The 23,854-nt window shown below is 48.4% G+C and carries 21 protein-coding genes and 1 pseudogene; 14 read left to right on the forward strand and 8 right to left on the reverse strand.

Annotated elements, in window-relative coordinates; genetic code table 11:
* The first annotated feature begins 2 nt into the window (after nt 1-2).
* The 11 genes and pseudogenes from ACLHR0_RS02010 (at nt 3) to ACLHR0_RS02060 (ending at nt 11,456) form a co-directional block, all read left to right on the forward strand.
* Complete coding sequence (locus ACLHR0_RS02010; RefSeq protein WP_436484395.1) at nt 3-770, forward strand: endonuclease/exonuclease/phosphatase family protein; 768 nt, start codon at nt 3-5, stop codon at nt 768-770.
* 20 nt (nt 771-790) lie between these two features.
* Nucleotides 791-3,085: a beta-N-acetylhexosaminidase gene (locus ACLHR0_RS02015; protein ID WP_436484396.1), complete on the forward strand. Its 2,295-nt coding sequence runs from the start codon at nt 791-793 to the stop codon at nt 3,083-3,085.
* Between the two features lie 235 nt (nt 3,086-3,320).
* Nucleotides 3,321-5,252, forward strand: a pseudogene (gene nagB, locus ACLHR0_RS02020) (glucosamine-6-phosphate deaminase); the annotation flags it as partial.
* Between the two features lie 56 nt (nt 5,253-5,308).
* Nucleotides 5,309-5,740: a phosphohydrolase gene (locus ACLHR0_RS02025; RefSeq protein ID WP_436484397.1), complete on the forward strand. Its 432-nt coding sequence runs from the start codon at nt 5,309-5,311 to the stop codon at nt 5,738-5,740.
* 63 nt (nt 5,741-5,803) lie between these two features.
* Nucleotides 5,804-6,376: a hypothetical protein gene (locus tag ACLHR0_RS02030; protein WP_436484398.1), complete on the forward strand. Its 573-nt coding sequence runs from the start codon at nt 5,804-5,806 to the stop codon at nt 6,374-6,376.
* 25 nt (nt 6,377-6,401) lie between these two features.
* On the forward strand, nt 6,402-6,779 hold the full coding sequence (locus ACLHR0_RS02035) for a hypothetical protein (RefSeq protein ID WP_436484399.1): 378 nt from the start codon (nt 6,402-6,404) through the stop codon (nt 6,777-6,779).
* A 73-nt stretch (nt 6,780-6,852) separates the two neighbouring features.
* The gene (locus ACLHR0_RS02040; RefSeq protein WP_436484400.1) at nt 6,853-7,692 is read left to right on the forward strand and encodes a hypothetical protein; all 840 of its coding nucleotides are present in this window, start codon (nt 6,853-6,855) and stop codon (nt 7,690-7,692) included.
* Nucleotides 7,693-7,785: 93 nt separating this feature from the next.
* Nucleotides 7,786-8,742, forward strand: coding sequence for a YeiH family protein (locus ACLHR0_RS02045; protein WP_436484401.1), 957 nt, complete (start codon nt 7,786-7,788; stop codon nt 8,740-8,742).
* A 150-nt stretch (nt 8,743-8,892) separates the two neighbouring features.
* Nucleotides 8,893-9,738: a class I SAM-dependent methyltransferase gene (locus ACLHR0_RS02050; RefSeq protein ID WP_436484402.1), complete on the forward strand. Its 846-nt coding sequence runs from the start codon at nt 8,893-8,895 to the stop codon at nt 9,736-9,738.
* A gap of 38 nt (nt 9,739-9,776) precedes the next feature.
* The gene (locus ACLHR0_RS02055; RefSeq protein WP_436484403.1) at nt 9,777-10,472 is read left to right on the forward strand and encodes a type 1 glutamine amidotransferase; all 696 of its coding nucleotides are present in this window, start codon (nt 9,777-9,779) and stop codon (nt 10,470-10,472) included.
* A 15-nt stretch (nt 10,473-10,487) separates the two neighbouring features.
* Nucleotides 10,488-11,456, forward strand: coding sequence for a YpdA family putative bacillithiol disulfide reductase (locus tag ACLHR0_RS02060; RefSeq protein WP_429045385.1), 969 nt, complete (start codon nt 10,488-10,490; stop codon nt 11,454-11,456).
* Between the two features lie 319 nt (nt 11,457-11,775).
* Here the strand turns inward: ACLHR0_RS02060 and murB are convergent, their stop codons facing one another.
* Nucleotides 11,776-12,792: a UDP-N-acetylmuramate dehydrogenase gene (gene murB, locus ACLHR0_RS02065; protein WP_436484404.1), complete on the reverse strand. Its 1,017-nt coding sequence runs from the start codon at nt 12,790-12,792 to the stop codon at nt 11,776-11,778.
* A 65-nt stretch (nt 12,793-12,857) separates the two neighbouring features.
* Here murB and ACLHR0_RS02070 point away from each other — a divergent pair, with 65 nt between their 5' ends.
* Together ACLHR0_RS02070 and ACLHR0_RS02075 are read left to right on the forward strand one after the other, a co-directional pair.
* The gene (locus ACLHR0_RS02070; RefSeq protein ID WP_436484405.1) at nt 12,858-13,520 is read left to right on the forward strand and encodes an oxidoreductase; all 663 of its coding nucleotides are present in this window, start codon (nt 12,858-12,860) and stop codon (nt 13,518-13,520) included.
* A 33-nt stretch (nt 13,521-13,553) separates the two neighbouring features.
* On the forward strand, nt 13,554-15,524 hold the full coding sequence (locus tag ACLHR0_RS02075; RefSeq protein WP_436484406.1) for a hypothetical protein: 1,971 nt from the start codon (nt 13,554-13,556) through the stop codon (nt 15,522-15,524).
* Nucleotides 15,525-15,526: 2 nt separating this feature from the next.
* Here ACLHR0_RS02075 and priA read toward each other — a convergent pair whose 3' ends face one another.
* From priA to ACLHR0_RS02090, 3 genes are all read right to left on the reverse strand, one after another.
* Nucleotides 15,527-17,965, reverse strand: a complete 2,439-nt coding sequence (gene priA, locus ACLHR0_RS02080) for a replication restart helicase PriA (protein WP_436484407.1) — start codon at nt 17,963-17,965, stop codon at nt 15,527-15,529.
* Complete coding sequence (locus ACLHR0_RS02085; protein ID WP_079469018.1) at nt 17,962-18,729, reverse strand: lysophospholipid acyltransferase family protein; 768 nt, start codon at nt 18,727-18,729, stop codon at nt 17,962-17,964. Before ACLHR0_RS02085 ends, priA begins: the two co-directional genes overlap by 4 nt.
* Nucleotides 18,730-18,802: 73 nt before the next feature.
* A complete protein-coding gene (locus ACLHR0_RS02090; RefSeq protein ID WP_429045375.1) occupies nt 18,803-19,246 on the reverse strand; it encodes a DUF4258 domain-containing protein in 444 nt (147 codons plus the stop codon).
* A 70-nt stretch (nt 19,247-19,316) separates the two neighbouring features.
* On the opposite strand from ACLHR0_RS02090, the gene mtaB reads away from it, so the two are divergent.
* A complete protein-coding gene (mtaB, locus tag ACLHR0_RS02095; RefSeq protein WP_436484408.1) occupies nt 19,317-20,606 on the forward strand; it encodes a tRNA (N(6)-L-threonylcarbamoyladenosine(37)-C(2))-methylthiotransferase MtaB in 1,290 nt (429 codons plus the stop codon).
* On the opposite strand, the gene ACLHR0_RS02100 is transcribed toward mtaB, so the two are convergent.
* The 4 genes from ACLHR0_RS02100 to ACLHR0_RS02115 all read right to left on the reverse strand — a co-directional run bounded on the left by ACLHR0_RS02100 (nt 20,603) and on the right by ACLHR0_RS02115 (nt 23,749).
* Nucleotides 20,603-22,069 (reverse strand): MFS transporter, encoded by a 1,467-nt coding sequence (locus ACLHR0_RS02100; protein ID WP_429045371.1) that lies wholly within the window; start codon nt 22,067-22,069, stop codon nt 20,603-20,605. The two genes, mtaB and ACLHR0_RS02100, sit on opposite strands and share 4 nt — an antisense overlap.
* Before the next feature lie 76 nt (nt 22,070-22,145).
* On the reverse strand, nt 22,146-22,754 hold the full coding sequence (locus tag ACLHR0_RS02105; protein WP_429045369.1) for a DinB family protein: 609 nt from the start codon (nt 22,752-22,754) through the stop codon (nt 22,146-22,148).
* Between the two features lie 39 nt (nt 22,755-22,793).
* Nucleotides 22,794-23,432: a leucyl/phenylalanyl-tRNA--protein transferase gene (gene aat / locus ACLHR0_RS02110; RefSeq protein WP_436484409.1), complete on the reverse strand. Its 639-nt coding sequence runs from the start codon at nt 23,430-23,432 to the stop codon at nt 22,794-22,796.
* An 8-nt stretch (nt 23,433-23,440) separates the two neighbouring features.
* The gene (locus tag ACLHR0_RS02115) at nt 23,441-23,749 is read right to left on the reverse strand and encodes an ATP-dependent Clp protease adaptor ClpS (RefSeq protein ID WP_079469023.1); all 309 of its coding nucleotides are present in this window, start codon (nt 23,747-23,749) and stop codon (nt 23,441-23,443) included.
* Nucleotides 23,750-23,854: the final 105 nt, after the last annotated feature.

Genomic DNA, 23,854 nt, shown 5'->3' on the forward strand with positions numbered 1-23,854 from the left:
ATATGAAAAAAATGCTGCTTTTAACGGTGGTATGTTTTGCAGGTTGCACCCTTTTTGCGCAAACACAAAAAGTAAAGGTGCTTACCTACAACATTCATCACGGGGAAAACATGAAACAGGTACTGGATCTTCAGGGAATTGCCAATGTAATACTGGCCACTAATCCCGATCTGGTGGCGTTGCAGGAAGTAGACAGTGTTACCGGCCGTACCAGCCAGAGCGATCAGCTGAAAGAACTGGCTTCCATCACCGGCATGTACACTTATTTTGCCAAATCAATGGATTTTGATGGCGGCGGTTACGGCACCGGCATTCTATCCCGTTTCCCTATCAGCAGTAATACTACCATGGTGTTACCTTCTGCAAAAGGCAATGAGCCCAGGGCCGCCGGTATTGTTACCGTTCAGCTGCCGGGAGATAGTTCACTGCAGTTTGTGACCACTCACCTGGATGCAGGCAGAAAGGCTACCGACCGTATTGCCCAGGCAAATGCACTGGCAGACTATTTCAGGGCCACGGCTACTCCGGTGATTATTGCCGGCGATTTCAACGCCCTGCCGGCCTCAAAGGAACTAAAAGTACTGAAACAGGTATTTACGGATGCCAGCAGCCTGATGGGACCAACCTTTCCTGCCGATTCACCGACCATAAAACTGGACTATATCATGATTGCTCCCAAACAACGGTGGACGATCACCGGCGCACGTGTCATTGAAGAAACAGTAGCATCTGATCATCGCCCGGTGTTGTGCGAACTTGAAATGAAATAAGAGAAAAAACAATCCATTATATGACAATGAAAAGAGTAATTCACCTGTGCTTACTGATGGCAGCAGCAGGACTGTGGAGTTGTACCACTCAGCAGCCCTCCGCACCCAAAGGCAGTGTGAGCATCATTCCTATGCCTGCCAGTGTCAGCGAAACAGCTGATTCTTTTTTACTGGACAAGCAAACGGTGATTGTTGCCAATAATGAAAGCGACAAAAAAACAGCCGCTTTATTTAATGCCTGGCTCAAAGAACTGACCGGGTATGAACTGGCGGTAAAAGACCAGGGAGATAAAAATGCAATCCTGTTACAGACCGGCAATGACAGTGCTAACGCAGAAGGCTATACGCTTGCTGCGACTCACAACAACATCACCATTAAAGGTAACAGCAGCGCCGGCACTTTTTATGGCGTACAGACGCTGATCCAGTTACTGCCGGTAGAAAAAGCGCGCGCCATGTTTGTACCGGGTGTGAATATTACCGATGCGCCGCGTTTCGCTTACCGCGGGCTGCACCTGGATGTTGGCCGCCATTTTTTTTCTGTTGATTTTATTAAGAAGTACATCGACCTGATGGCGATGCACAAATTGAATACGTTTCACTGGCACCTGACAGAAGACCAGGGCTGGCGTATTGAAATAAAGAAATATCCGCGCCTGCAGGAAGTGGCTTCCAAAAGAAAAGAAACCATGGCCGGCCGTTATGCCGACAATAAATACGATGGCAAGCCTTATGGCGGCTATTATACACAGGAGCAGGTGAAAGAAGTAGTGCAGTATGCTACCGATCATTTCATCACGGTGATTCCTGAAATTGAAATGCCGGGTCATTCGCTGGCAGCGCTTACTGCATATCCCAACCTGGGCTGCACCGGCGGCCCGTATGAAGTAGGCACCCGATGGGGCGTGTACGACGATGTATACTGCGCCGGCAACGACAGCGTTTATCTTTTCCTGCAGGATGTACTGGATGAAGTGATGGCGTTGTTCCCCAGCAAGTATATCCACATCGGCGGTGATGAATCTCCCAAAGTACGCTGGGAAAAATGTCCTAAATGCCAGGCGCGCATGAAGCAGGAAGGTTTGAAAGATGAGCATGCGTTGCAGAGCTATTTCATCCAGCGGATGGAGAAATACCTGAACAGCAAAGGCCGGCAGATCATCGGCTGGGATGAAATCCTGGAAGGCGGTTTGGCACCCAACGCTACGGTGATGAGCTGGAGAGGCATTGAGGGCGGCATTGCAGCAGCCAAACAAAAGCACGATGTGATTATGACGCCGGGCGAATTCTGCTACTTTGACCACTACCAGTCCAAAGGCACGAATGAACCACTGGCAATAGGCGGATTCCTGCCGGTAAGCCAGGTATATTCCTACGAACCCATACCTGCAGAGCTGAGCAGCGAGGAGGCTAAATACATTAAAGGTGCACAGGCTAACGTATGGACAGAATACATCAACAATACCAACTACCTGGAATACATGGTATACCCGCGCGCAGCTGCATTATCAGAAGTATTGTGGTCGCCCAAGGATAAACGCAACTACGACAACTTCGTGGACCGTTTAAAAGTACATGTAAAAAGGCTCGACCTGAAAAAGGTAAATTATGCCAAGCATGTTTTTGAAGTTACCGGTAAAGTAACCGATAATAGCAAAGGCGGTGTAGCAGTAGTACTGAATACAAAACTGGATGGCGGTAAAATATTTTTCACCATCGATAGTACTGCCCCTACCCCTCAGGCGACTCCTTATACAGCGCCGGTACAGATTACCCGCAACGGCACGCTCCGTGCGCAGGTATTCCTGGATGGCAAACCTTTTGGCAACGAATACAGCCAGACGTTCCTGTTTCACAAAGGATTGGCTAAAAAGGTAAGCATGGCTTCCGCAGCAGATGCTGCTCACCGTCCTGCCACGACCTTTACGCTGGTAAATGGAGTGGAAGGCAATGCTGCTTATAACGACAACGAGTGGTTTGGCTTTAAAGGAACGGATATGGAAGCAGTAGTGGAGTTGGACAGTGTGCAGGATATTCACCTGGTAGGCATTAATACAATCAATGTAAAGGGCGACTGGATCTACCCACCGAAGCAGGTAGTGTTTTCTGTATCTGACGATGGTAAAACATTTAAAGAAGAATACAAGCAAAACACCTTTGCGCAGCAGGGCATCAACAAGATCAGGGGCCATTTGCAGGCTGTTCGCGGCCGCTTTGTGAAGGTGCAGATGCAGAACTTTGGTAAGATCCCTGCCGGTGCAGCAGGAGCAGGCAACGGCGCATGGTTGTTTGCAGATGAACTTATTATAGACTAAAATCGAAAACCGTCCCGGCAAATGCGGAACGGTTTTCATTTTATGACTCCTACACCAAAATATATGATACGGCCTTCAACCGCTGTATGCTAAACATATTAACGAGATCAAATATTAATTGGTTTATTACAAGCTAAAAGAAATATAATTTAAATATTGCTAAATAATAATGCGCATTAGCAGTAAATTCTTTAATTTTCCGGCTCGTTTTTAAACCGCATCTAATCAAAAACGTTTACAAATGACGATTAATCATCAGGAAATCGAACTGATCGACAGCTTTGAACAAATTGCTGTGGAAATTCACCCTTCTGCCAAAGAAGGTTCCAAAGCAGTAGCACAGGAAATTGCCGCGCTGATCCGCGAAAGGCAGGCTGCCGGCCAAAAATGTATTTTAGGATTGGCCACCGGCTCTACTCCTAAATATCTGTATGCAGAATTGGTACGTCTGCACAAAGAAGAAGGACTCAGCTTTAAAAACGTCATCACCTTTAACCTGGATGAATATTATCCTATAGAGCCGGATGCTTTACAGAGCTATAACCGCTTTATGAAAGAGCACCTGTTCAATCATGTTGATATCCCTGAAGGCCAGTACAACATTCCGGATGGTACTATTCCAAAGGACCAGATCAAGAAATATTGTGAGGCTTACGACAAACGTATTGAAGAATTAGGCGGTATCGATATCCAGGTGCTGGGTATTGGCAACAACGGCCACATTGGTTTTAACGAACCAGGCGCCAATATTAATTCACACACCCGTCTCGTTACACTGGACAACAGCACCCGTTTGGCCAATGCGTACGAGTTTCCGAATATGAGCCAGGTGCCCCGTTTGGCTATCACCATGGGTCTCAGCAGCATCTTTAAGGCAAAACGTATCTTACTGATGGCATGGGGTTCCCATAAATCCAAAATCGTTCGCCGTTCGGTAGAAGGACACAGTACCGACCAGGTGCCTGCTTCCCTGCTGCAACAGCATTCAAACTGCAAGTTTGTGATCGACGAACAGGCAGCTGCAGAGCTGACCCGTTTCAACGAACCGTGGCTTACCGGCGATTGCGAATGGACGCCCGGTCTGATCCGCAAAGCAGTAACCAGCCTGGCGCTGAAGCTGAACAAGCCTATCCTGATGCTCACCGATAAGGACTATAACGAAAACGGTTTGAACGACCTGATCGTACAGTATGGTTCTGCCTATGAGCTGAATATCGAAGAATTTAACGCCATTCGTGATACCATTACCGGCTGGCCTGGCGGCAAGCCCGGTCCGCAGTTACCGAATCACCCCGAACGTTCAGAACCCGCTAAAAAGCGCGCGCTGATCTTCTCTCCGCATCCCGATGATGACATCATTTCTATGGGCGGTACTTTCATCCGCCTGCATGAGCAGGGCCACGATGTACATGTAGCTTACCAGACTTCCGGCAACATAGCCGTAACAGATGAGTTCCTGCTGCGTTTCATCGACTTTGCCGTAGGTTTTGAAGGCATGTTCGATATTGATAAAAGCAAAAGCTCCCTGATCCTGGATGAAGCGAAAGCCTTCATCCGCACCAAGAAGCCGAGCCAGAAAGATACTCCTGAGATCCGCGCTATCAAAGGTTTGATCCGCCGCTGCGAAGCAAAAGCTACCTGCCGTTATGTAGGTATTGCGGAAGAAAACGCCCACTTCATGAACCTGCCTTTCTATGAAACCGGTTTGGTGGAAAAGAAACCCATGGGACCAGAAGACGTGGCGCTGACCGTAGAGTTGCTTCGTAAGCTGAAGCCGCAACAGATTTTCTGTGCCGGTGACCTTGCCGATCCGCATGGAACGCATAAGGTGTGCCTGGATGTAATCTTTGCCGCACTGGAAATTGTGAAAACAGAGGACTGGGCGAAAGATTGCTGGGTATGGCTGTATAAAGGCGCATGGCAGGAATGGGAAGTACATGAAATTGAAATGGCTGTTCCAATGAGTCCTGACCAGGTAATGCAGAAGCGTTTGGGTATCTTCATTCACCAGAGTCAGAAAGATGTGGTGCCTTTCCAGGGAACCGATCTCCGCGAATTCTGGCAGCGTGCGGAAGACCGTAACGCCAACACGGCCGACCTGTACGACCGCCTGGGCTTACAGAAGTATGCCGCCATGGAAGCATTTGTACGTTATCATTTTATGTAAATAAATCATAATTTTGGGGGACTGTGATAACCATCGCAGTCCCTTTATTTTTTTATATGAATCTGAGCAGAGCCATAGAAATAGCCACCACCGCGCATAAAGACCAGGTGGATAAATACGGACAGCCTTATATAGGGCATGTATTCCGGGTAATGCAAATGGGCCGTACCGAAGATGAAAAGATAGTGGGTGTACTGCATGATGTGGTAGAAGACACCGACTGGACCTTTGAAGCCCTCGAAAAAGAAGGACTGGCCCCTCACCTGCTGGCGGCACTTTACTGTGTGACCAAACTGGATGAAGACGAAGACTACCACCACTTCGTGGACCGTACCCTCCAGAACCGGTTGGCCTGTATGGTTAAACTCAACGACCTGACGGATAACATGGATATCAGGCGTATGACCGATGTAAAGGAAAAAGATATTGCCCGCCTGAACAAATACCTGCACGCTTACCGCCGGATAGCGGCCGCCGTTATCCAGTAGAATATTTTTTCAACGCCTTCCGATTAAACTATTAAATTACAGTAGAAAACAGAATAGCCATCAATGGAAAACGATATCCTCATTGACTTTAGGTTCGCTGCAAAAGAGAAGCCCAGGTTCGGTGAATTATTCTTAATTACAGGAGAAGAGAATCCTAAATTTCCGGCCAGGAACAAAGCATTCGCACAATTGGCCCCATTGGGTTTTGAACAACTCGATGATTTTTTTGGTATCCTTAACAGCGAAGAATCAGGCGACGATGTACTGATATGGCTTTTCCCCATGATCAACGGGGAAGAAGTATTTCATAACAGCGGTCCGTTCGACGCTATCCGGCTATCTTACAGCGCATTACGCAATGCTCCCGCAACTATCACTTTACTGCAGGATTGCTTCAATGCCCTCCAGGCCTTACCTGAGGTAGAAGTTGAATTTGAAGGATCGCCTATTGCCGACTTTAGCCCCGTGCAAAAGAAAGCAGACGAGATTGTGGCTCACTGGCGGGAAAACCATATAGAACCCGGTTCAGAACAAAGTTTACTGATTGACGATGATGATGCAGACGATGACTGGGAAGAGGATGAAGACTGGGAAGAAGACGACGAATGGGAGGAAGAAGCTGGTGATAAAAAATAAATAACCTGATTTACGCCAACGGATCATGAAAAAACAAGCCAACAAAAAAGGTACCACCGCATTATTGCTGGTGGCCTCTTTAATACTGGTATTGCTTATTTCCGGTATTCCCTCTGCCCGTAAGGCTGATAAAAAGAATTGCACGCCAACCACCGGGGTGGTAAAAGAAATCAAAGCGGGTCCTCCTGGCATTATTATTCACCTGAAGCAGAATCCCAGGATCTATTACATCTCCCGTAAAACTAATACCAGCCTATCTTTAAAAACACTGGAAAAAGAACTGACAGGTAAAAACATACAACTTTATACTGCGCAGGACTGGTCGCCGCTGGACCCGTTTTCCACCATGAAACAGGTTCACCGGCTGCAGATAGGCGACACCGTTATATTCACGGAATTCTAGGCCTAATCTTTGTGCAGATGCCATGCGGGTGGAAGCCGGAGTCCTTCCATCCGCATAAAACAGTAACTTTCATATGCATCTCAATAAATATTTATCCTGCCTCTCACTGGCAGTATTACTGGTATCGTGCAACCTGAATAACAAACCAAGTAAATACGATAACGAAGAAAACGCCGAAAAAAACAATAAAAAAACTGCTACCACCACTGCCGCCAAACCAGCACGCAGCAAGGCTCCCATTGTTGGCGAAAGAATCAACGGCGCTGCTACCATACTGAATAATCCCGGCGGAGAACCACTGGTTACCCTCGTGGATTATATCCCGTTACGTTGTGCGCCGGTGAAAAAAGATTGGTACCCTGTAAGCGTAGATTTTGATATTACGAAAGAAGAATACAGCAAACCCATTTTTCACAAAGGCCGCAAAATAAAAGTAAACGGCGTGGATGCAGGCGTACTGCAACGCGATATCAAACTGCCCGTAGCCACCAACGGGGAAAAGATGTGGGCTACCATTGACGGCTATACGCAAAAGAAAAGTATCCGCAGCGGCACTATCATTGAATCTGCTTTAAGCAGTTACCTGAAGCAACATACCGGTCGCAGTACCGCCGATATGGAGCCTTTTATCCACAATTTCAAACTGGAAGAAGAAACCACCCTCAAGCCTTACCTACTGTATTTCAATTATGAAAGCGGTATCGATGATCCCAGCCCCTTGTATCGCCTCGCCCTTGTTTTCCAGGGGAAACAGCTGATAGGCGTGCTGCACTCCCGGCCCATTCAACTGGATGGCGGCACTCCGCGCAGGTTGCAACGTGGCTTTACGGTGAACTACCTCAGTGGCATCGATAAAAGCCTGAAAGAAGATTTCGCCGTGAAGTTCAATAAGTTCATTCTTTCTGTTGATTAATCCCATAACTTTTGGTTATCACCTATCACATATAGACATTTGACTTCCGCGGCAGCGATACGGACCTTTGTATCCAATTACAAACGTTCGTGTATGCAACAAGAGAAGACAATAGCTACCTGGCTGCCGGAGAACACGCAGAAAATTATATTCCTTACCGCAGCAGCCATTACCCTGTTGCCCGTAGTAACCCCACCGGTGGCGCTGTTGCTGGGATTTGCACTGGCGCAAACCAGCGGGAACCCTTTCACTGCGGTAACGCCGCGCATCACGCACTGGTTGTTGCAGCTGTCGATTATAGGAATGGGCTTTGGCATGAATGTACACAGCGCGCTGAAAGCCGGCGGTGAAGGTTTTCTCTTTACGGTTACTGCCATTGCAGGTACCCTGTTAACAGGGGCGGTGCTGGGTAAGCTGTTGGGCATCGATAAAAAAACCGCTCATCTTATTTCCTGTGGCACCGCCATCTGCGGCGGCAGCGCTATTGCCGCCATTGCCCCGGTAATGAAAGCCGGTGAGAAACAGATATCTGTTGCGCTGGGAATCATCTTCCTGCTGAATGCACTCGCTCTTTTTATTTTTCCGGCGGTAGGCCACGGGTTACATTTATCCCAGCAACAGTTTGGCCTGTGGAGCGCCATCGCCATTCATGATACCAGCTCCGTGATAGGCGCCGCCAGCAAATACGGCGAAGAAGCACTGCAGGTAGCCACCACGGTGAAGCTGTCGCGCGCCCTCTGGATTGTTCCCGTAGCATTTATGACCACCCTGCTGTTTAAAACAGGTGCAGGCAACATAAAGATCCCGTGGTTTATTGCGGTGTTCATTGCTGCCATGCTGCTGAATACCTGGGTACCGCTATTCCAGCACGCGGGCCCCTTCCTGGTAAAAAGCGCCAAAACAGGGTTGTCGCTCACCCTTTTCCTGATAGGCACCAATCTCAGCCGCGAGGCGTTGCGGGGAATCGGGCGTAAACCATTGATTCACGGGGTAGTACTATGGGTATTGATCAGTACCGGTACCTTACTGGCCATCTGCTGCCTGGCCTGATACCGGGGAAAACCCCGTGATAACCCAATTATCATTTTTACATATATTTGATCATCGAGCATTTGTGATACTGGCAGCATTTATCATAATAACCAAGATGACTACACGTAATTTATGAGCCGGTCCCCAGCCACAAAATCCGGCACTTATATGGCTGCATTCCGGGCAATAGAAAGTACGAAACCTGAAAAAGAGCGTTTGTTGTATGATCCGTTTGCCAGTGCATTCCTGTCAAAATTCTATCAGATCTTACTGGCAGGTTGCACCATCGCCTTCATCCGGAGAATAGTGACAGCCTGCATCCAGTTCCGCTGGCCTGGCAGCTTCACCGCGGCTGTTGCCAGAACAAGGCTGATTGACGACATGATCCTGCATGCCGTAAGATCGCAGGGCATTAACCAGGTGATCATCCTCAATGCTACTTTTGATACCAGGGCGCACCGCCTCAACGTAGGAGTACCACTGCATTACGTGGAAATGGATCATCCATCGCTCCAGTATACAAAAAAGAAAATACTGTCTGACCTGGTAGGACTACCAACCATTCACGTGGATTATGTGCAGCTGGATTTAAACACGCAGCAGATCTCGGAAGTATTCCCGGAACTCTTCTACGGGGCGCATTACAAAACATTGTTTCTCTGGGAAGGAATCACCACCAAGCAGGAAGCCAAACAAGCGGAAACGATTTTCCATCATGTGAAAAATTTTAGCCCGGGTACACAGATCATCTTTACCTATGTAGAAAAAGCAGTACTGGAAAACCCCTCGGCATTCTATGGATTTGTGCGTATCAACAAGCTGCTGAGCCGCGCCGGTGAGAACTGGGACTTCGGTATCCGCCCGGAAGAATTGTATGCCTTCCTGGAATTACATCACCTGAAGCTGCACTATGATGGCGGCGGCGGGGATTACCGCGCGAAATATTTCGGAGAAAAGAGTAAGCAGATGAAAGGCTATGAATATTTAAGGGTAGTAAGAGCAGAAGTGAAATAGCAGCCGTATCTTCGGTGCATCATTTTAGCGTTCTGCATATGCATATTCACTACTTTCAACATGTGCCTTTTGAAGGATTAAGCTGCATCGCCGACTGGGCCAACCGTCATCAACACCAGGTAACCTATACCCGCTGGTATGAAAACACCGATACCAGCTCCGTTGCGGCAGCCGACTGGCTCATCATCATGGGCGGACCGATGGGCGTATACGAACAGGATCATCATCCGTGGATGACTACAGAAATAGCCCTTATCCGGGATGCTATCCAACAAAATAAAAAAGTATTGGGCATCTGCCTGGGATCACAACTGATTGCTGCGGCGCTTGGTGCTAACGTATACCCGCACACGCAGCCGGAAATCGGCTGGTTCCCGCTGGACCTGAGCTTTCAGGGCCAGGCGGCTCCACTGGAAACAGTACTGCCGCATCACTTTAACACCTTTCATTTTCACGGCGATACCTTTGATGTGCCGGTAGGCGCAACCCGCTTCGCGGCGTCCGCAGCCTGCAGTCACCAGGCATTCATTTACGGCGACCGCGTAATTGGCCTCCAGTTTCATATGGAATTAACGGCAGAAAGTTTGCAGGAAATGATCCTGTACGGCGCCGGCGCCATTGCAGCCGGTGGACCATTTGTGCAAAACGAAGAAAAAATCCGCCAGCATATGAACCTGCTGACACAAAATACTGAAAACATGTACCGCCTGCTGGATTATATGGCAGCGCTGTAAATAAAATATGATTGTATGACTGCTGCGTTTGACGTATTGATTATCGGCGGAGGACCTATTGGTCTTGCCTGCGGACTGGAAGCTAAAAAAGCGGGGCTTAGTTACATCATCCTCGAAAAAGGCTGTGTGGTGAACTCCCTCTACAACTACCCGCTGTACATGACTTTTTTCTCTACCTCCGAGCGGCTGGAAATTGGCAACGTTCCCTTTGTGTCCATCAATCCGAAGCCTACCCGGCCGGAAGCCCTGGAATATTACAGGAGGGTAGCCACTTCACATGAACTGAACATAAAACTGTTTGAAGAAGCGGAGCAGGTAATACCTAACGCCAACGAATATACGGTTATAACCAAAAAGAGTAGATATCATGCACGGCACGTAGTTATTGCTACCGGCTTTTACGACATTCCCAACCTGCTGAACATACCCGGCGAAGATCTTCCCAAAGTAACACACTATTATAAAGATCCCCACTTCTACGCCACACAGGATGTAGTAGTGATAGGCGCTCATAACTCCGCCGTAGATGCCGCCCTGGAAACTTACCGCAAAGGCGCCCGTGTAACCATGGTGATCCGCCAGGAAGACATTGGCTCCCGCGTAAAATACTGGGTACGGCCGGATATTGAAAACCGCATCAAAGAGGGATCTATTAAAGCATGGTTTAATTCTTCACTTACCGCCATCCGGGATAAGGAAGTGGATATCGCAACGCCTGACGGCCCCGTTACCATTGCCAATGATTTTGTGATCGCTATGACTGGCTACCAGCCTAATTTCAGCCTGCTGCAAAAGGCAGGCATTGCGCTGTCTGATGACAATCTCAAACTCCCAACATACAACCCTATCACCATGGAAACCAATATGCCGCGCATCTACCTGGCCGGCGTGGTTTGCGGGGGGATGAATACCCACGTGTGGTTCATCGAAAACTCGCGGGATCATGCGGAGAAGATTATGGCGCATGTGCGTGCGAACGCGTAGAGCGGAGGGCGCCTTCGGCGCTGGTAAATTGTCTTGGAGCAGGATTACGCTGATTATACTGATTGGCTTGATTTTGATTTTGTTTTGATTTTACTTTTTTGATTTTATAAAGGATGAAGGGAGATATAAGCGAATAGGTCCGCATGTATCTCCCTTAGCTATTTTAAAATCTCAAAGAAAAAATCAAAATAAAATCAAAATAAAATCAAAAAGTAAAATCAAAAAGTAAAATCAAACATAATCAAAATCAAGCCAATCAGTATAATCAGCGTAATCCTGCTCCAAGACAATTTATGAGCGCCGAAGGCGCTCCTCCGCATCAAACAATGTTCACCTCGCGCTCCAGTTCCACTCCGAACTTGTCCTTTACGCTGTCCAGTACCTGTTGGGACAGGTGGTAAATATCGGCGCCTTTGGCGTGGCCGTAATTTACGAGTACCAATGCCTGGCGGGCGTGTACGCCTGCATCGCCGTTACGGTATCCTTTCCAGCCGCATTGCTCGATAAGCCAGCCGGCGGCCAGTTTGAAATGGTTGTCCGCTACGGGGTAGGCTACCATGGCAGGAAATTCGGCGTGCAGCTTTTCGTATTCCGCTTTGGTGATGGTTGGGTTTTTAAAGAAGCTGCCTGCATTACCTATTTCTGCGGGGTTGGGCAGTTTGGAAGAACGGATGTTTATCACTGCCTGGCTGATGGCCTGGATAGACAGCTCCTGCACATTCATCCGCTGGAGTTCCTCATTGATAGCGCCATAGCTGGTATTGAAATGTGGCTGCTTGCTTAACCGGTAGGTAACAGATAAAATAGCAAACTGGTTTTTATATTCTTTTTTAAAGATGCTTTCGCGATAACCAAAATGGCAATCGGCATTGTTGAAGGTAACGATGCTGTGATCCTTCAGGTGGAGCGCTTCCAGCTCATGAAATACATCTTTTATTTCCACGCCATAAGCGCCGATATTTTGCATGGGACTGGCGCCTACGTTACCCGGTATCAGGGAAAGGTTTTCCAGGCCGGCGAGATTTTGCGCGATGCAGTGCTGCACAAACCCGTGCCAGTTCTCTCCCGCGCCTGCTTTCACATATACGTAGTCGTTATCTTCCCCGGTAACGGTGATACCTTTGATCTCGTTTTTCAGCAGCCAGCCATTGAAGTCCTGTGTGAACAGGATATTGCTGCCACCACCCAGGATCATCCGGGGCAGGCCGTCGCTCTGCGGTTGTTCTGTGAATGACTTCAGCTCTTCTGCTGAGGAAAAGGACGCGAAATAACGTGCAGTGGCGTTGATACCAAAAGTATTATATGATTTGAGCAGAACATTTTCTGATACCTGCATAATAACTTAAATTTATGGTGAGCAAAGATAGCCGCAAATCATTTAGAAATCATAAATCGAGTTTCATGAATAAAACGGCGATTGTAATAGGTGCAACAGGACTCACAGGCACCCACCTGGTGGCGGCCCTGCTGCATGACCCGGCCTTCAGCAAAGTAAAGGTGCTGGTCCGGCAGCCCTGGGCCCATGACCGGCCGAAACTGGAAAGCATTATTGCAGACTTTGAATCGGATGAGAGCCTGGCGGCAGCGCTGCAGGGAGATGTTCTTTTTTGCTGTATCGGTACCACCATCAAAAAAGCCGGCAGCCAGGAAAATTTCAGGGCGGTGGATTACGGTATTCCTGTAAAATGCGCCAGGATCGCCAAACAGCAAGGCATCACACAATTCCTGCTGATGTCGTCCATTGGCGCCAATCCGCACTCGCGCAACTTTTATCTGCGTACCAAAGGAGCAACCGAAGATGCCATTCAACAGGTGGGTTTCCACAGTGTTAATATCTTCCGTCCTTCGGTACTGATCGGGCAGCGGAAAGAATTCAGGTTAGGCGAATGGATCAGCAGATATCTTATCCAGCTTTTTTATTTTTTATTACAGGGAAGATGGAAAAAATACCGGGGCATTAAAGCGGCAACTGTTGCCAATGCCATGATCATAGCAGCAAAAGAGAATGATGAAGGTGTGAGCATCTTTGAATCAGATGCTATCCAGAGCATGGGCGAGTCATGAAAATCCGGAATTTGAGTCTTATCTTTAACCCGTATGAAAAAATGGGTCCTTCTTCTGGCTGTTGCAGTTATTGCAATACTGCCGCTATCTATGCAGGCGCAGGTAAACAGCTACTTTCCTGAAATATGGAAAGACAATCCACAGCTGCATACCACTCCAGCTACCGATGCTCCTTACACGATCGTGGATTACAGAATGGTCAGGGATTTTAATGTTAGTCCGCGTGATAAAGCACAAGCCACTTCCCACTATAAAACACTCTACAAAAATATAAAAGTCAACACCCAGCGTGCAGCCGACAGCCTCACCCGCCTGGTAATGTCGATGGAGCCCAGCGAAGCTTTGCGTGGCCTGCGCATCCGCGTAATACATCCGGGCGGCAGCGTGACCAGTCTCAACGAGCAGGTACGGATGATTGAAATGGATCGCGAGCGGAAAGCAATAGTAGCCAACAACCTCGTACTGGAAGCCGGCTGTGAAATTGAATATGAGCTGAGCCTGAAAGTGCAGTACGATTATGCAGGCACCGATTACCTGCAATCCGGTATCCCGTGCGACCAGCTTAGCTTTGTACTGATAGCGCCCAAAACTTTGGATTTTGTGGTGAAGCCCAGCGCCGGTTTGCCAGCACTGAAGGACAGTATTACGGATACCAACCACTACTATCAGCTGAATATGCAAAATATGCCGGCCCTGCCCAGCAGCGACCTGTATTTTTACCTGCCACAACTAAAGCGGATTGATTTCGGATTGAAGCAGGCAATAGAAGGAAAAGATACAGTACACATGACGTGGCAGAAGTTTGGGGAAGATAATTATATCCCTTTTGTGGCGGTATCAAAAGCAGAATATAAACAACTGGAAAAAGAATTGCAGAAATGGCCTTTCCTGAAACAACGGATTCCTGTTCCGCAGATGATCTACCTGGTAGAACAATTTATAAAATCCAATTACCGGCTGGTAGAGACTTCTGAAACCGGTGAAACGGTGGATATCATTTCCATCATCCGTAATAAGCAGGCAGAAAAAGCAGGCTTTACCCGTTTGCTGAATGCGGTGTATTATATGCTGAATATTCCCACGCAGATATTATTTACTACTTCACGCGACAGTTTGCTGATGGACAGCCAGCTGGTATACCGGCAGCTGCCAACCAATGTACTACTGTATTTCCCGGGATTGCAACAGGCGCTGGCCCCAACGGAAATGAATACACGCTTTCCGTGTTACCCGTCGTTATGGACCGGCATTCCTGCGCTGCGCTGCCGTGATACGCTGGTGGCGGGGGAGAGCAAGGTGCTGACCGATTTTATTCAAACGCCGGCGCCGCCATACACACTCAGTAACATTACCACCGAGGCCACGCTCCGGTCAGTAACAGATCCTACCTGGGAGGTGAAGCAATCTTTTGGTGGTTATCCCGCATCTAATCTGAAAACAGCTTTTGGCGGTACCGGCAGTACGCCGGATGGCAGGCTGCAGGTATATAATGCCATCCTTCCTTTTGAACCTAGTATCAGGAAACCCACGGAAGTGAAAGCAGAAAACGAAGTGTTTAATAACCGCTCCCTGGATAAACCTGTATTGCTGAACAGTACGTTGCTTACCACATCTTCCGTAGAAAATAAAAACAACAGCATTGTTATCCACGTGGGTCCTTTACTGGGTGGTAATATGCCGGTTGACATCCCGCTTCCGCCGGGCGATCTGCCTGTGCAGATCACATTTCCCTATTACCAGGAAAAACGCGTGATTGTGCCGGTGCCGGCGGGTTATAAAGTAGCGAATAAGGGAGATTTTTCGGCAGAAATAAGTGATAAAGGAGCCGATCCTGCACTGGGTTTTAAAATGCGGTGTGAACAGGACGGCAACCAGCTGCGCATTTTTGTACTGGAGTGGTACAAACAAACTGATTTCTCCGGAAGCAGTAAAGCGGTATTCGGTCAATTGCTGGAAAGGATCCATACACTCCAGCAGCAGGACCTGATACTGGTGAAAGAATAATTTTATACGCCGTCTACATCCGGTATGATCACTACCGAACGGAACTTTTTTTCCGTTTTCAGTTGAATAATAAACTCCTGTAACACCCTTTTGATATGAGTGATCAGCCTGGCTTCACGTGGCAATTTGATCAGCATTTCCTGTAAATAATTATTACGTACCCTTGCTACCAGCGGAGCTGCTGGTCCTACCAGTTGTGCACCGATATGCGGCTGCAGCCAGCTGGCCAGGATCTGTGCTGCCTGTTCAGCTGTTTGCTGGTTTTTATGCCGGATAGTAAGCTTCAGTAAACGGAAAAAGGGCGGGTAACCAAATACCTGCCGTTCAGCGATTTCTGCTTCAAACATGCCTTTATAGTCGTGCGCCATCACATAGTGCAATACCGGGTGCCGGGTGTTGCTGGCCTGGATCAATACTTTTCCCAGCCCGTTTTTACGGCCGGCACGGCCGCTTACCTGTTCCATCATCTGGAAGGCCCTTTCATTCACCCTGAAATCGGGGAAGCCCAGGAGGTTGTCGGCGCTGAGGATGCCTACCAGGTTCACGTTTTCAAAGTCCAGCCCTTTTACCACCATCTGCGTGCCTACGAGTATGTCTATACTGCGATCCTCCAGCAGCTGGATGAGTTTATTGTGGCTGTCTTTGTTCCTCACCGTATCCACGTCCATACGGGCGATGCGGGCTTCCGGGAAGGCCACCTGGAGGTCGTCTTCTATTTTCTCGGTACCAAAGCTTTTGGGTTCAATGGTTTGCGAGCCGCAGGCTGCGCAGGTATGTACGTATGGATACCTGGTGCCGCAATAGTGGCAATGCAGTTTATCCTGGTTTTTATGATAGGTGAGGGAAACATCGCATTGTTTGCAATGCGGGATCCATCCGCAGGTAGTACATAGCAGGAAAGGTGCATAACCACGGCGGTTCTGGAACAGGATCACCTGTTTGCCATCGGCTATAGTTTGTGTGATGGCTGCTTTCAGGGCGGAGGTAAAATGGCCGTCCATTGTTTTTTCCGCCATTTCCTTTTTGATATCCACTATTTCTATCGCCGGCATTTCCACGCCGCCGAAGCGTTCTTTCAGTTCAACAAGCCCATATTTTCCCTGTTGGGCGTTAAAATACGATTCCAGGGAAGGTGTGGCGGAGCCGAGGAGCACTTTGGCCTTAAAGAGGCCGGCATAATAAATAGCGGCATCCCTTGCATGGTAACGGGGAGCCGGGTCCTGTTGTTTATAGGAGGCATCGTGCTCTTCATCGAGGATAATAAGGCCCAGGTCGCGGAAAGGCAGCAACAGGCTGGAACGGGCGCCCAGTATGATTTGCAGCTCCCCTGTTTTCACCTTGTTCCATATTTCCACGCGTTCGTTGTTATTGAACCGGGAGTGATAGATACCAATGCTGGTGCCGAAATGCTTCTGCAGGCGGCGGATGATCTGCGCGGTGAGTCCTATTTCGGGCAACAGGTACAGCACCTGTTTGCCCGCAGCCAGGCATTCTTCCATCATCTTCACGTATACCTGTGTTTTACCACTGGAGGTAACGCCGTGAAGCAGGGTTACCTGTTTATCTTTGAAGTGTGTTTGTACTTCTGCGAAGGCAGCTTCCTGTGCAGGGCTCAGGTCAAAATCGATCTGTGTATCTACCTTACCGGTAGGAATCCGGTCTACCGTGCGTTTTTCTATCCAAAGGATATTTTTATCTACCAGTCCTTTTAACTGGGCGGTGGTGGCGCCGGATTTTTTCAGCAGTTCTTTCTGCAGTACCACGCCCTGTGTTTTGAGCAGGTGGAGATAAGCGAGCAGCAGTTCCATTTGCTTGGGTGCGCGGCCCATATCGTTGAACAATGCGGCCAGTTGTTTTTCTTCCTGGTAGTCCGCATGCAGCTGCACATAATTCTCCTGTTTCTCGCGGTATACTTCTTTCAGCTCTTCATATACCAGCAGTACTTTTTTCTCTATCAGGGATTTGATAACAGAGTAAACTTCTGATTTATCGAGAATCAGCTGTACTTCTTCGATGCGCAGTTCCTTGCGGATGAGGAGGGCTTCCGCGATGAGGTATTCATCATCGTTGAGGGAAGTGAAGTCGTCACCGAAGGCATCGTTGAAGAGCAGGAGTGTTTCGCTGGACAGCTTGAGATGGGCTGGCAGGGCGGCATTCAGCACTTCCCCTTCCGTGCACATATAGTAAGCGGCCACCCATGTCCAGAAGGCTAACTGTGTGGGATACACGATAGGTTCTGCATCCAGCATATCCAGCAGCGGCTTGGTTTTATACAGGGGGGCCTGTTCGTGAATGGCTTTCACGATACCGGCGTACTTCTTTTGTTTCCCTAGCTGAACGGCTACCCGGCTTCCTACCTTGAGGGTGGACATATTTTCGGGAACCGCGTAAGTATAATTTTTTGGTAACGCCAATGGCAATATTACGTCTGCGTACTTCATCCTATTGGCTGCAGGGTTGGATATTTGTGATACTTGCGTAATTCGGTGTCCATTGCATCAAACACCTGTTGTTTGAGGGTGTTGATATCATCGAGTGTCATTCCTGTTACGGGTATTGGTGGCAGGAATACCACGCGGCATTTGCCGGGGGAGATGTGCATAGGTCCTTTATGTGGTAAGCGGTGGCCTGCATCGAGGTAGAGCACCGGTTTGATTGGTTTTTGCAATTCGATGGCCATACGGAATGCACCGTTATGAAAGGGGCGTAATGGCTGATCGGTATCGTTGGTGGTGCCTTCCGGGAACACGAGGATGGAGATGCCTGCTTTGAGGGCGGTCATCATTTCCCGTACGCTGCGGGCCCTGGCGGCTGCGCTGGAACGGTCCACCGGTACTACTGAATTTTTATAGATAAAACCGAAGAAAGGAATTTTAGACATTTCTACTTTTCCCAGCGGGCGGAAAGGGAGGCGCATTACTTTTACGGCGATGGCTGCATCAAGATAAGAGCGGTGGTTTACCACATAGATGCAGGGTTCATTGTCGCGTTCGCATAAATATTTGCGGGTAACCCACATGCCTACCAGCGGGAACCAGGTATGTGCCCAGAAGCGCAGGAAATAAAATATGATGTTACCTCCTTTTTGCCGGCCCAGTAAAGAGGCCAGGAAAATGGGGGGCAGTATCAGGAACATGATGCCCAGGAAAGTAGCGGCGGCGTATATCACATAAATAACACGCAACGGTTTCAGTAAAAAATTCATAAACGCCTCGAAAGGTTTAATATGGCGGAAAACTACGAAGAAAATTACTAATTACACCGAACCGGTGGCCGATTTAATCGCAGTGGCAGACCCAGTCCTTATCCAGGTCGATGCAGGTAATTACTTTGGCGTGCTGTGAATCGCAGGGCGCAAAAACGATCCGCAGGTGCTGGCCTTCACTGGAATAACCTTCCAGGGCATACGTTGGGCAGGGGCGGTCTTCCGGGTTAGACTTTTCCGCGTTGATCTTGCCTTCCGCCAGGATCTCCTCCACTTCTGCGGTTGTCACCTGACGGCAATCCATCCGACAAATGGCATGTTTGGTATATTCAAGATGGGCATGCCTGTTAATTACCTCATTGGCGATAGCGGGACTGCTGGAGTTATTGCGAACCACTACAGGGCGGCTGCCCGGGGAAGGAGCTGCGGGCGCGCTTTTCCACCACTTCTGCTGCCAGCCGGCAAGCAGTAAGATGGACAACAGGAAGACGGGCAGGTATTTTTGCATTGATTTCATAAAACAATAGAACGCCGCGCAAAATAGTCAAAAATTCCTTACCTAACTATGACATAAAAAGTTCCTACCTTTGCCTCCCTTTATGGAACAGGTAAAAACAGTAGCATTTCATACTCTCGGCTGTAAGCTGAATTTTTCAGAAACCTCCTCAATAAGCAGGTTGCTGGAACAGGATGGGTTTGTAAAAACGGATTTTGACGGAACAGCAGATGTGTATGTAATCAACACCTGCTCTGTAACAGATAATGCTGATAAAGAGTGCCGTATGCTGGTGCGCCGCATACAGCGCCGCGCACCCGGCAGCATGGTAGTAATCACCGGCTGCTATGCCCAGCTGAAACCTGAGGAAATTGCTTCTATTGAAGGGGTGGACCTGGTACTCGGCGCCGCTGAAAAGTTCAACATCGCCGAACACCTGAAAACGCTCACCAAAGGCGACAGCGCTAAAATCTGCTCCTGCGATATTGACGAGGTGAATAGTTTTCATGCTTCCTATTCTCTTAACGACCGTACCCGCACCTTCCTGAAAGTACAGGATGGCTGTGATTATACCTGTGCCTTTTGCACCATCCCAATGGCGCGGGGCAAAAGCCGCAGCGACAGTGTTGCCAATGTAGTAAAACATGCACACGACCTGGCCGCTACCGGCGTAAAGGAAATTGTGCTCACGGGTGTAAACCTGGGCGATTTTGGAAAAGGCTTTGAAGGCGGCAAGAAAAGGGAAGAAACCTTTTTTGAACTGGCACAGGAGCTGGATAAAGTGGAAGGTATTTCCCGGTATCGCATTTCTTCTATAGAACCTAACCTGCTCACTAACGAGATCATTGAATTTGTGGCCAACAGCCGCAGGTTTATGCCTCATTTTCATATTCCACTGCAAAGCGGCAGTAATGAGATCCTTGGCCTGATGCGCCGCCGTTACCGCCGTGAGTTGTATGCAGAGAAAGTAGCGCTGATCAAACAATTTATGCCACATTGCGCCATCGGTGTAGATGTGATCGTAGGCTTCCCGTCTGAAAGCGATGCGCATTTCCGTGAAACGTACGACTTTCTGCATGAACTGGATGTATCTTATCTGCACGTATTTACCTACTCAGAACGCGCCAACACTGGTGCACTGGATATTAAACCGGTAGTACCTGTGCATATCCGGAACGAACGCAATAAAATGCTGCGTAACCTCAGCCACAAAAAACAGCAATACTTTAATGAGCAACACCTGCATCAAACCAGGAAGGTGCTGTTTGAATCGCTGGGAAAAGATGGTATGATGGAAGGTTACACCGATAATTACATCAAAGTAACGACTCCTTTCCGCCAGGAATGGCACAATCAGCTGATCGACTGGGATCTGCGCTAACCGGATTTTCTGCGGAGTAAAAATCCGCGGAAATGGTCATGCCACGAAATCAGGTTGCCGATCAGGTAATAATCTTTCAGGTTATTTTTAATACTGCTGCGCATAATGCGTACGACTATACTTTTGCCCACTTCTCCCTTTTCCTGCACCAGCAGCAGCAGTTCCAGTGATATCAACGACAGGATGGCGCTAATGAGGAACAGGAAATTCCATTGATGCAGGGCCAGCAGGTGCAGCACCTTTGATTTGTGTGGCCCCGTGAATGTTGCATCAATCTGTATATGTCTTGACTCAAAAAAGTCGGCCAGGATACCACCAACCAGCGGCGCCAGGGCGGAAAAAACGGCGGTAATGATGTTCCTGGCGGATAAGTATACCACCGCATCCTTTACCGGGGCCAGTTTAAGCCCGATATTGGTTAACGAGAGATTGATACCTGCATTGGCAATACCAGTGAAAATATGGATGAGCACCAGCAGGATTATATTGGCATACATCTCCGAATAAATTCCAACAAAACACCACCCGATTACGCAAAAAATGTATAACGGACCGCTGATGGCCAGAATGGTTTTATTGCTGTACCTGTCTGCAAACACGCCCCACATCCGGAATGTAAATACTCCTGTGAGCTGGCTTACCATCAGCAATATAGTGATAACAGACAGGGACAAATGCATTCCCTGCATCATGAATACCGTAAAAAAAGGTGTGGCAATATTCAGGGCAAACACCCAGGCTGAATTGAAAACGAGCAGCCGGAGAAAATTATTGTCGCGCAACGGGCGCAGCAATAATTTGAAAAAATTTTCCTTGTCCATATACGACTGTGGTTCCGGCGCTCCGGCCAGTATAAAAGCCCCCGCTATGCCGGCAACACCGGCAGCAATAAACATACAGTAATAGGTAGTAAGTTCATATGCGGGGTAATGCCTGCGGATATAATCCACGCCAAAAGCGGCTGCCAGGCTCAGTACTACGTTTAGTCCCTGCGTATAGCTGCTTCGTTTGGCAAAATAGGTGCCCATGATCTGTTCCGGGATAAGGTCTTTTATCCAGGCGTTCCAGCTGGGGCCGGCGATAGAGCCAAAGAAGTAGAAAAAGAAAAGAAAGAAGATGAGGAAATTGATATTGCCTGTTTGCGGGAACATCAGAGGAATAGCGCCTATCAGCAACAGCGGTATCCTGGCCAGCAGGGAACACAGCACTGTTACCATTCTCCGGTTGTTGGTGCGCCGCACCAGCCAAATGGATATTAATTGAAACACGTTGGTGAAAGTGGGTAAGGCAGACAACAATCCTATCTGCAGATTATTGGCGCCCATGAGCAGTGCCATTGCAATCAGGAAGGCGCCGCCGGTGAGTGTGATCATGGCTTCCGCCGCCAGCCCGTCGCCTATGATCAGCCTCATCCCAATTTTCCTTTCGGGTTCAGTAATGTCGGTGCGCGGTCTCAGATTCATACTTTTGTATTTCAGTATAAACAGATACACGTGCACCGGCAATGATTATACCATGCCAACAGCAGGGATGGCTATATTACTTCGGAAAACCGGGATCAGCTTTTACTTCTTCCAGCTGTTGCGTGTGCCGGTTAGTATGCGCCGCATCCAGCAATAGTAACTGGTAAGCATCTACTGGTCCCAGTGCCGGGTGATCCATAATATGATCCCGCAACGCATCTTTTGTGTTGGTGACATATTCAATCAGTTTATCCCGCTGGTCTGTAAAAGCTTTTATAGTTTCTGCATTAGAGGAATAAGTGTGTTTTGGAACACCATATTCGGGCGCCTTTACTTTATGGCTGCGGTCTTCCACATTCTTAATAATCTGTTCGTCGGTGGCTTTAATATCCTTTTTTCTTTCAGGATTGGCAGGTTGTTGTATGAGGTGTTGTTCCCCTTCCATAATTGCTTTTTCAATCAGGGTAATATGCTCCACGCACTCAATCACTGACCAGCGATCGGCGGCGGGCTTATATTCCAGCTGTGCATCAGTAAGTCCCTGCACATCTTTGAGGAGCTGTTCCTTTGTTTGTTGCAGTTGATTGAGCAGAAGGGACCTGTCTTCCCTGGCGCTGGTTACAGGCTGGAATGCGGTAACAGCAGAAAAGACTGCAATAGCAAACAGCAGCGATAGCTTTTTCATCGTGGATTACATTTAGGAGTTAAAAAGAAGATAGGTAAGTTACGAAAAACCAATGATCTCCAGAAATTCCTCGCGGGTAATAAAACCTGCGCCCAGCGAGGCCAGGTGGTCGGTATGCACCTGGCAGTCGATCATTTCCAGTTCGTGTGCATAAGTTTGCACAAAGGTGATAAAAGCTGCTTTGGAGGCGTTGCTCACAGTGGCAAACATCGACTCGCCAAAAAAGAAGGGACCTGTTTTAACACCATAAAGACCGCCCACCAGTTCGTCGTTTTGCCAGCACTCCACCGACATCGCGTAGCCGGCGTGGTGCAGCCGGATGTAGGCTTCCTGCATTTCGGGCGTGATCCAGGTACCGGTTTGCCCCTCCCTGGGAATGCTGCTGCACCGGGCAATTACGCCTGCAAAATCTTCATTGAAGGTAATCCGGAACTGTTTTTTGCGCAGTACCTGTTTCATGCTGGCGGATATCTTTAATTCATCCGGAAATAATACGAAGCGGGGATCAGGGCTCCACCATTGGATAGGCGGTTCATCGTACCACGGAAAGATCCCGGAACGGTAAGCGAGCAGCAATCTTTCTACCGACAGATCACCGCCCACGGCGAGTAGTCCGTCCGGCTCCGAAAGCTGAACAGGGGGGAAAATCAGTTGTTTGTTAAGACGGAAAACGGACATATCAGGAATCAGCTGCCTGCCATTTCTTCAATAGTAACGCTTAGTCCCCGCTCCTGCAGGGCTTCACACAGGGGACGCAGTTTCAGGTATTCTCCCTGTTTTACGGCATACTTTCCATTAAAATGAATGATCAGCGCGCACTGCTCTGCCTGTTCATGCGTGTGACCACATACCTCCATCAGTGAAGCAATGACCCAGTCGAATGTATTCACCTCGTCATTCCAGACTACCAGGCTGAACGGAAACTGTTCATCTTCCGCCACCAGCACATCTACCTCTTCCTCCGGTAATCCTTTTGTACTTGTACGATCGCTCATCTTTAATAAAAGCTTTATGCAAAATTACATGGATTATTCGTTAATTTATCCATATTTAGCAGAGATCTGTTGATTTCAGGATACTTCCGAATTTAAAAAATGGTT

It is taken from the genome of Chitinophaga sp. ARDCPP14 (assembly GCF_051362515.1).
Classification (GTDB): Bacteria; Bacteroidota; Bacteroidia; order Chitinophagales; family Chitinophagaceae; genus Chitinophaga.

What these genes read in the sequence shown, in the direction of transcription:
- ACLHR0_RS02010 (WP_436484395.1), top strand. Translation starts at nt 3, where the DNA reads ATGAAAAAAATGCTGCTTTTAACGGTGGTATGTTTTGCAGGTTGCACC.
- ACLHR0_RS02015 (WP_436484396.1), top strand. Translation starts at nt 791, where the DNA reads ATGACAATGAAAAGAGTAATTCACCTGTGCTTACTGATGGCAGCAGCA.
- ACLHR0_RS02025 (WP_436484397.1), top strand. Translation starts at nt 5,309, where the DNA reads ATGAATCTGAGCAGAGCCATAGAAATAGCCACCACCGCGCATAAAGAC.
- ACLHR0_RS02030 (WP_436484398.1), top strand. Translation starts at nt 5,804, where the DNA reads ATGGAAAACGATATCCTCATTGACTTTAGGTTCGCTGCAAAAGAGAAG.
- ACLHR0_RS02035 (WP_436484399.1), top strand. Translation starts at nt 6,402, where the DNA reads ATGAAAAAACAAGCCAACAAAAAAGGTACCACCGCATTATTGCTGGTG.
- ACLHR0_RS02040 (WP_436484400.1), top strand. Translation starts at nt 6,853, where the DNA reads ATGCATCTCAATAAATATTTATCCTGCCTCTCACTGGCAGTATTACTG.
- ACLHR0_RS02045 (WP_436484401.1), top strand. Translation starts at nt 7,786, where the DNA reads ATGCAACAAGAGAAGACAATAGCTACCTGGCTGCCGGAGAACACGCAG.
- ACLHR0_RS02050 (WP_436484402.1), top strand. Translation starts at nt 8,893, where the DNA reads ATGGCTGCATTCCGGGCAATAGAAAGTACGAAACCTGAAAAAGAGCGT.
- ACLHR0_RS02055 (WP_436484403.1), top strand. Translation starts at nt 9,777, where the DNA reads ATGCATATTCACTACTTTCAACATGTGCCTTTTGAAGGATTAAGCTGC.
- ACLHR0_RS02060 (WP_429045385.1), top strand. Translation starts at nt 10,488, where the DNA reads ATGACTGCTGCGTTTGACGTATTGATTATCGGCGGAGGACCTATTGGT.
- murB (WP_436484404.1), bottom strand. Translation starts at nt 12,792, where the DNA reads ATGCAGGTATCAGAAAATGTTCTGCTCAAATCATATAATACTTTTGGT.
- ACLHR0_RS02070 (WP_436484405.1), top strand. Translation starts at nt 12,858, where the DNA reads ATGAATAAAACGGCGATTGTAATAGGTGCAACAGGACTCACAGGCACC.
- ACLHR0_RS02075 (WP_436484406.1), top strand. Translation starts at nt 13,554, where the DNA reads ATGAAAAAATGGGTCCTTCTTCTGGCTGTTGCAGTTATTGCAATACTG.
- priA (WP_436484407.1), bottom strand. Translation starts at nt 17,965, where the DNA reads ATGAAGTACGCAGACGTAATATTGCCATTGGCGTTACCAAAAAATTAT.
- ACLHR0_RS02085 (WP_079469018.1), bottom strand. Translation starts at nt 18,729, where the DNA reads ATGAATTTTTTACTGAAACCGTTGCGTGTTATTTATGTGATATACGCC.
- ACLHR0_RS02090 (WP_429045375.1), bottom strand. Translation starts at nt 19,246, where the DNA reads ATGAAATCAATGCAAAAATACCTGCCCGTCTTCCTGTTGTCCATCTTA.
- ACLHR0_RS02100 (WP_429045371.1), bottom strand. Translation starts at nt 22,069, where the DNA reads ATGAATCTGAGACCGCGCACCGACATTACTGAACCCGAAAGGAAAATT.
- ACLHR0_RS02105 (WP_429045369.1), bottom strand. Translation starts at nt 22,754, where the DNA reads ATGAAAAAGCTATCGCTGCTGTTTGCTATTGCAGTCTTTTCTGCTGTT.
- aat (WP_436484409.1), bottom strand. Translation starts at nt 23,432, where the DNA reads ATGTCCGTTTTCCGTCTTAACAAACAACTGATTTTCCCCCCTGTTCAG.
- ACLHR0_RS02115 (WP_079469023.1), bottom strand. Translation starts at nt 23,749, where the DNA reads ATGAGCGATCGTACAAGTACAAAAGGATTACCGGAGGAAGAGGTAGAT.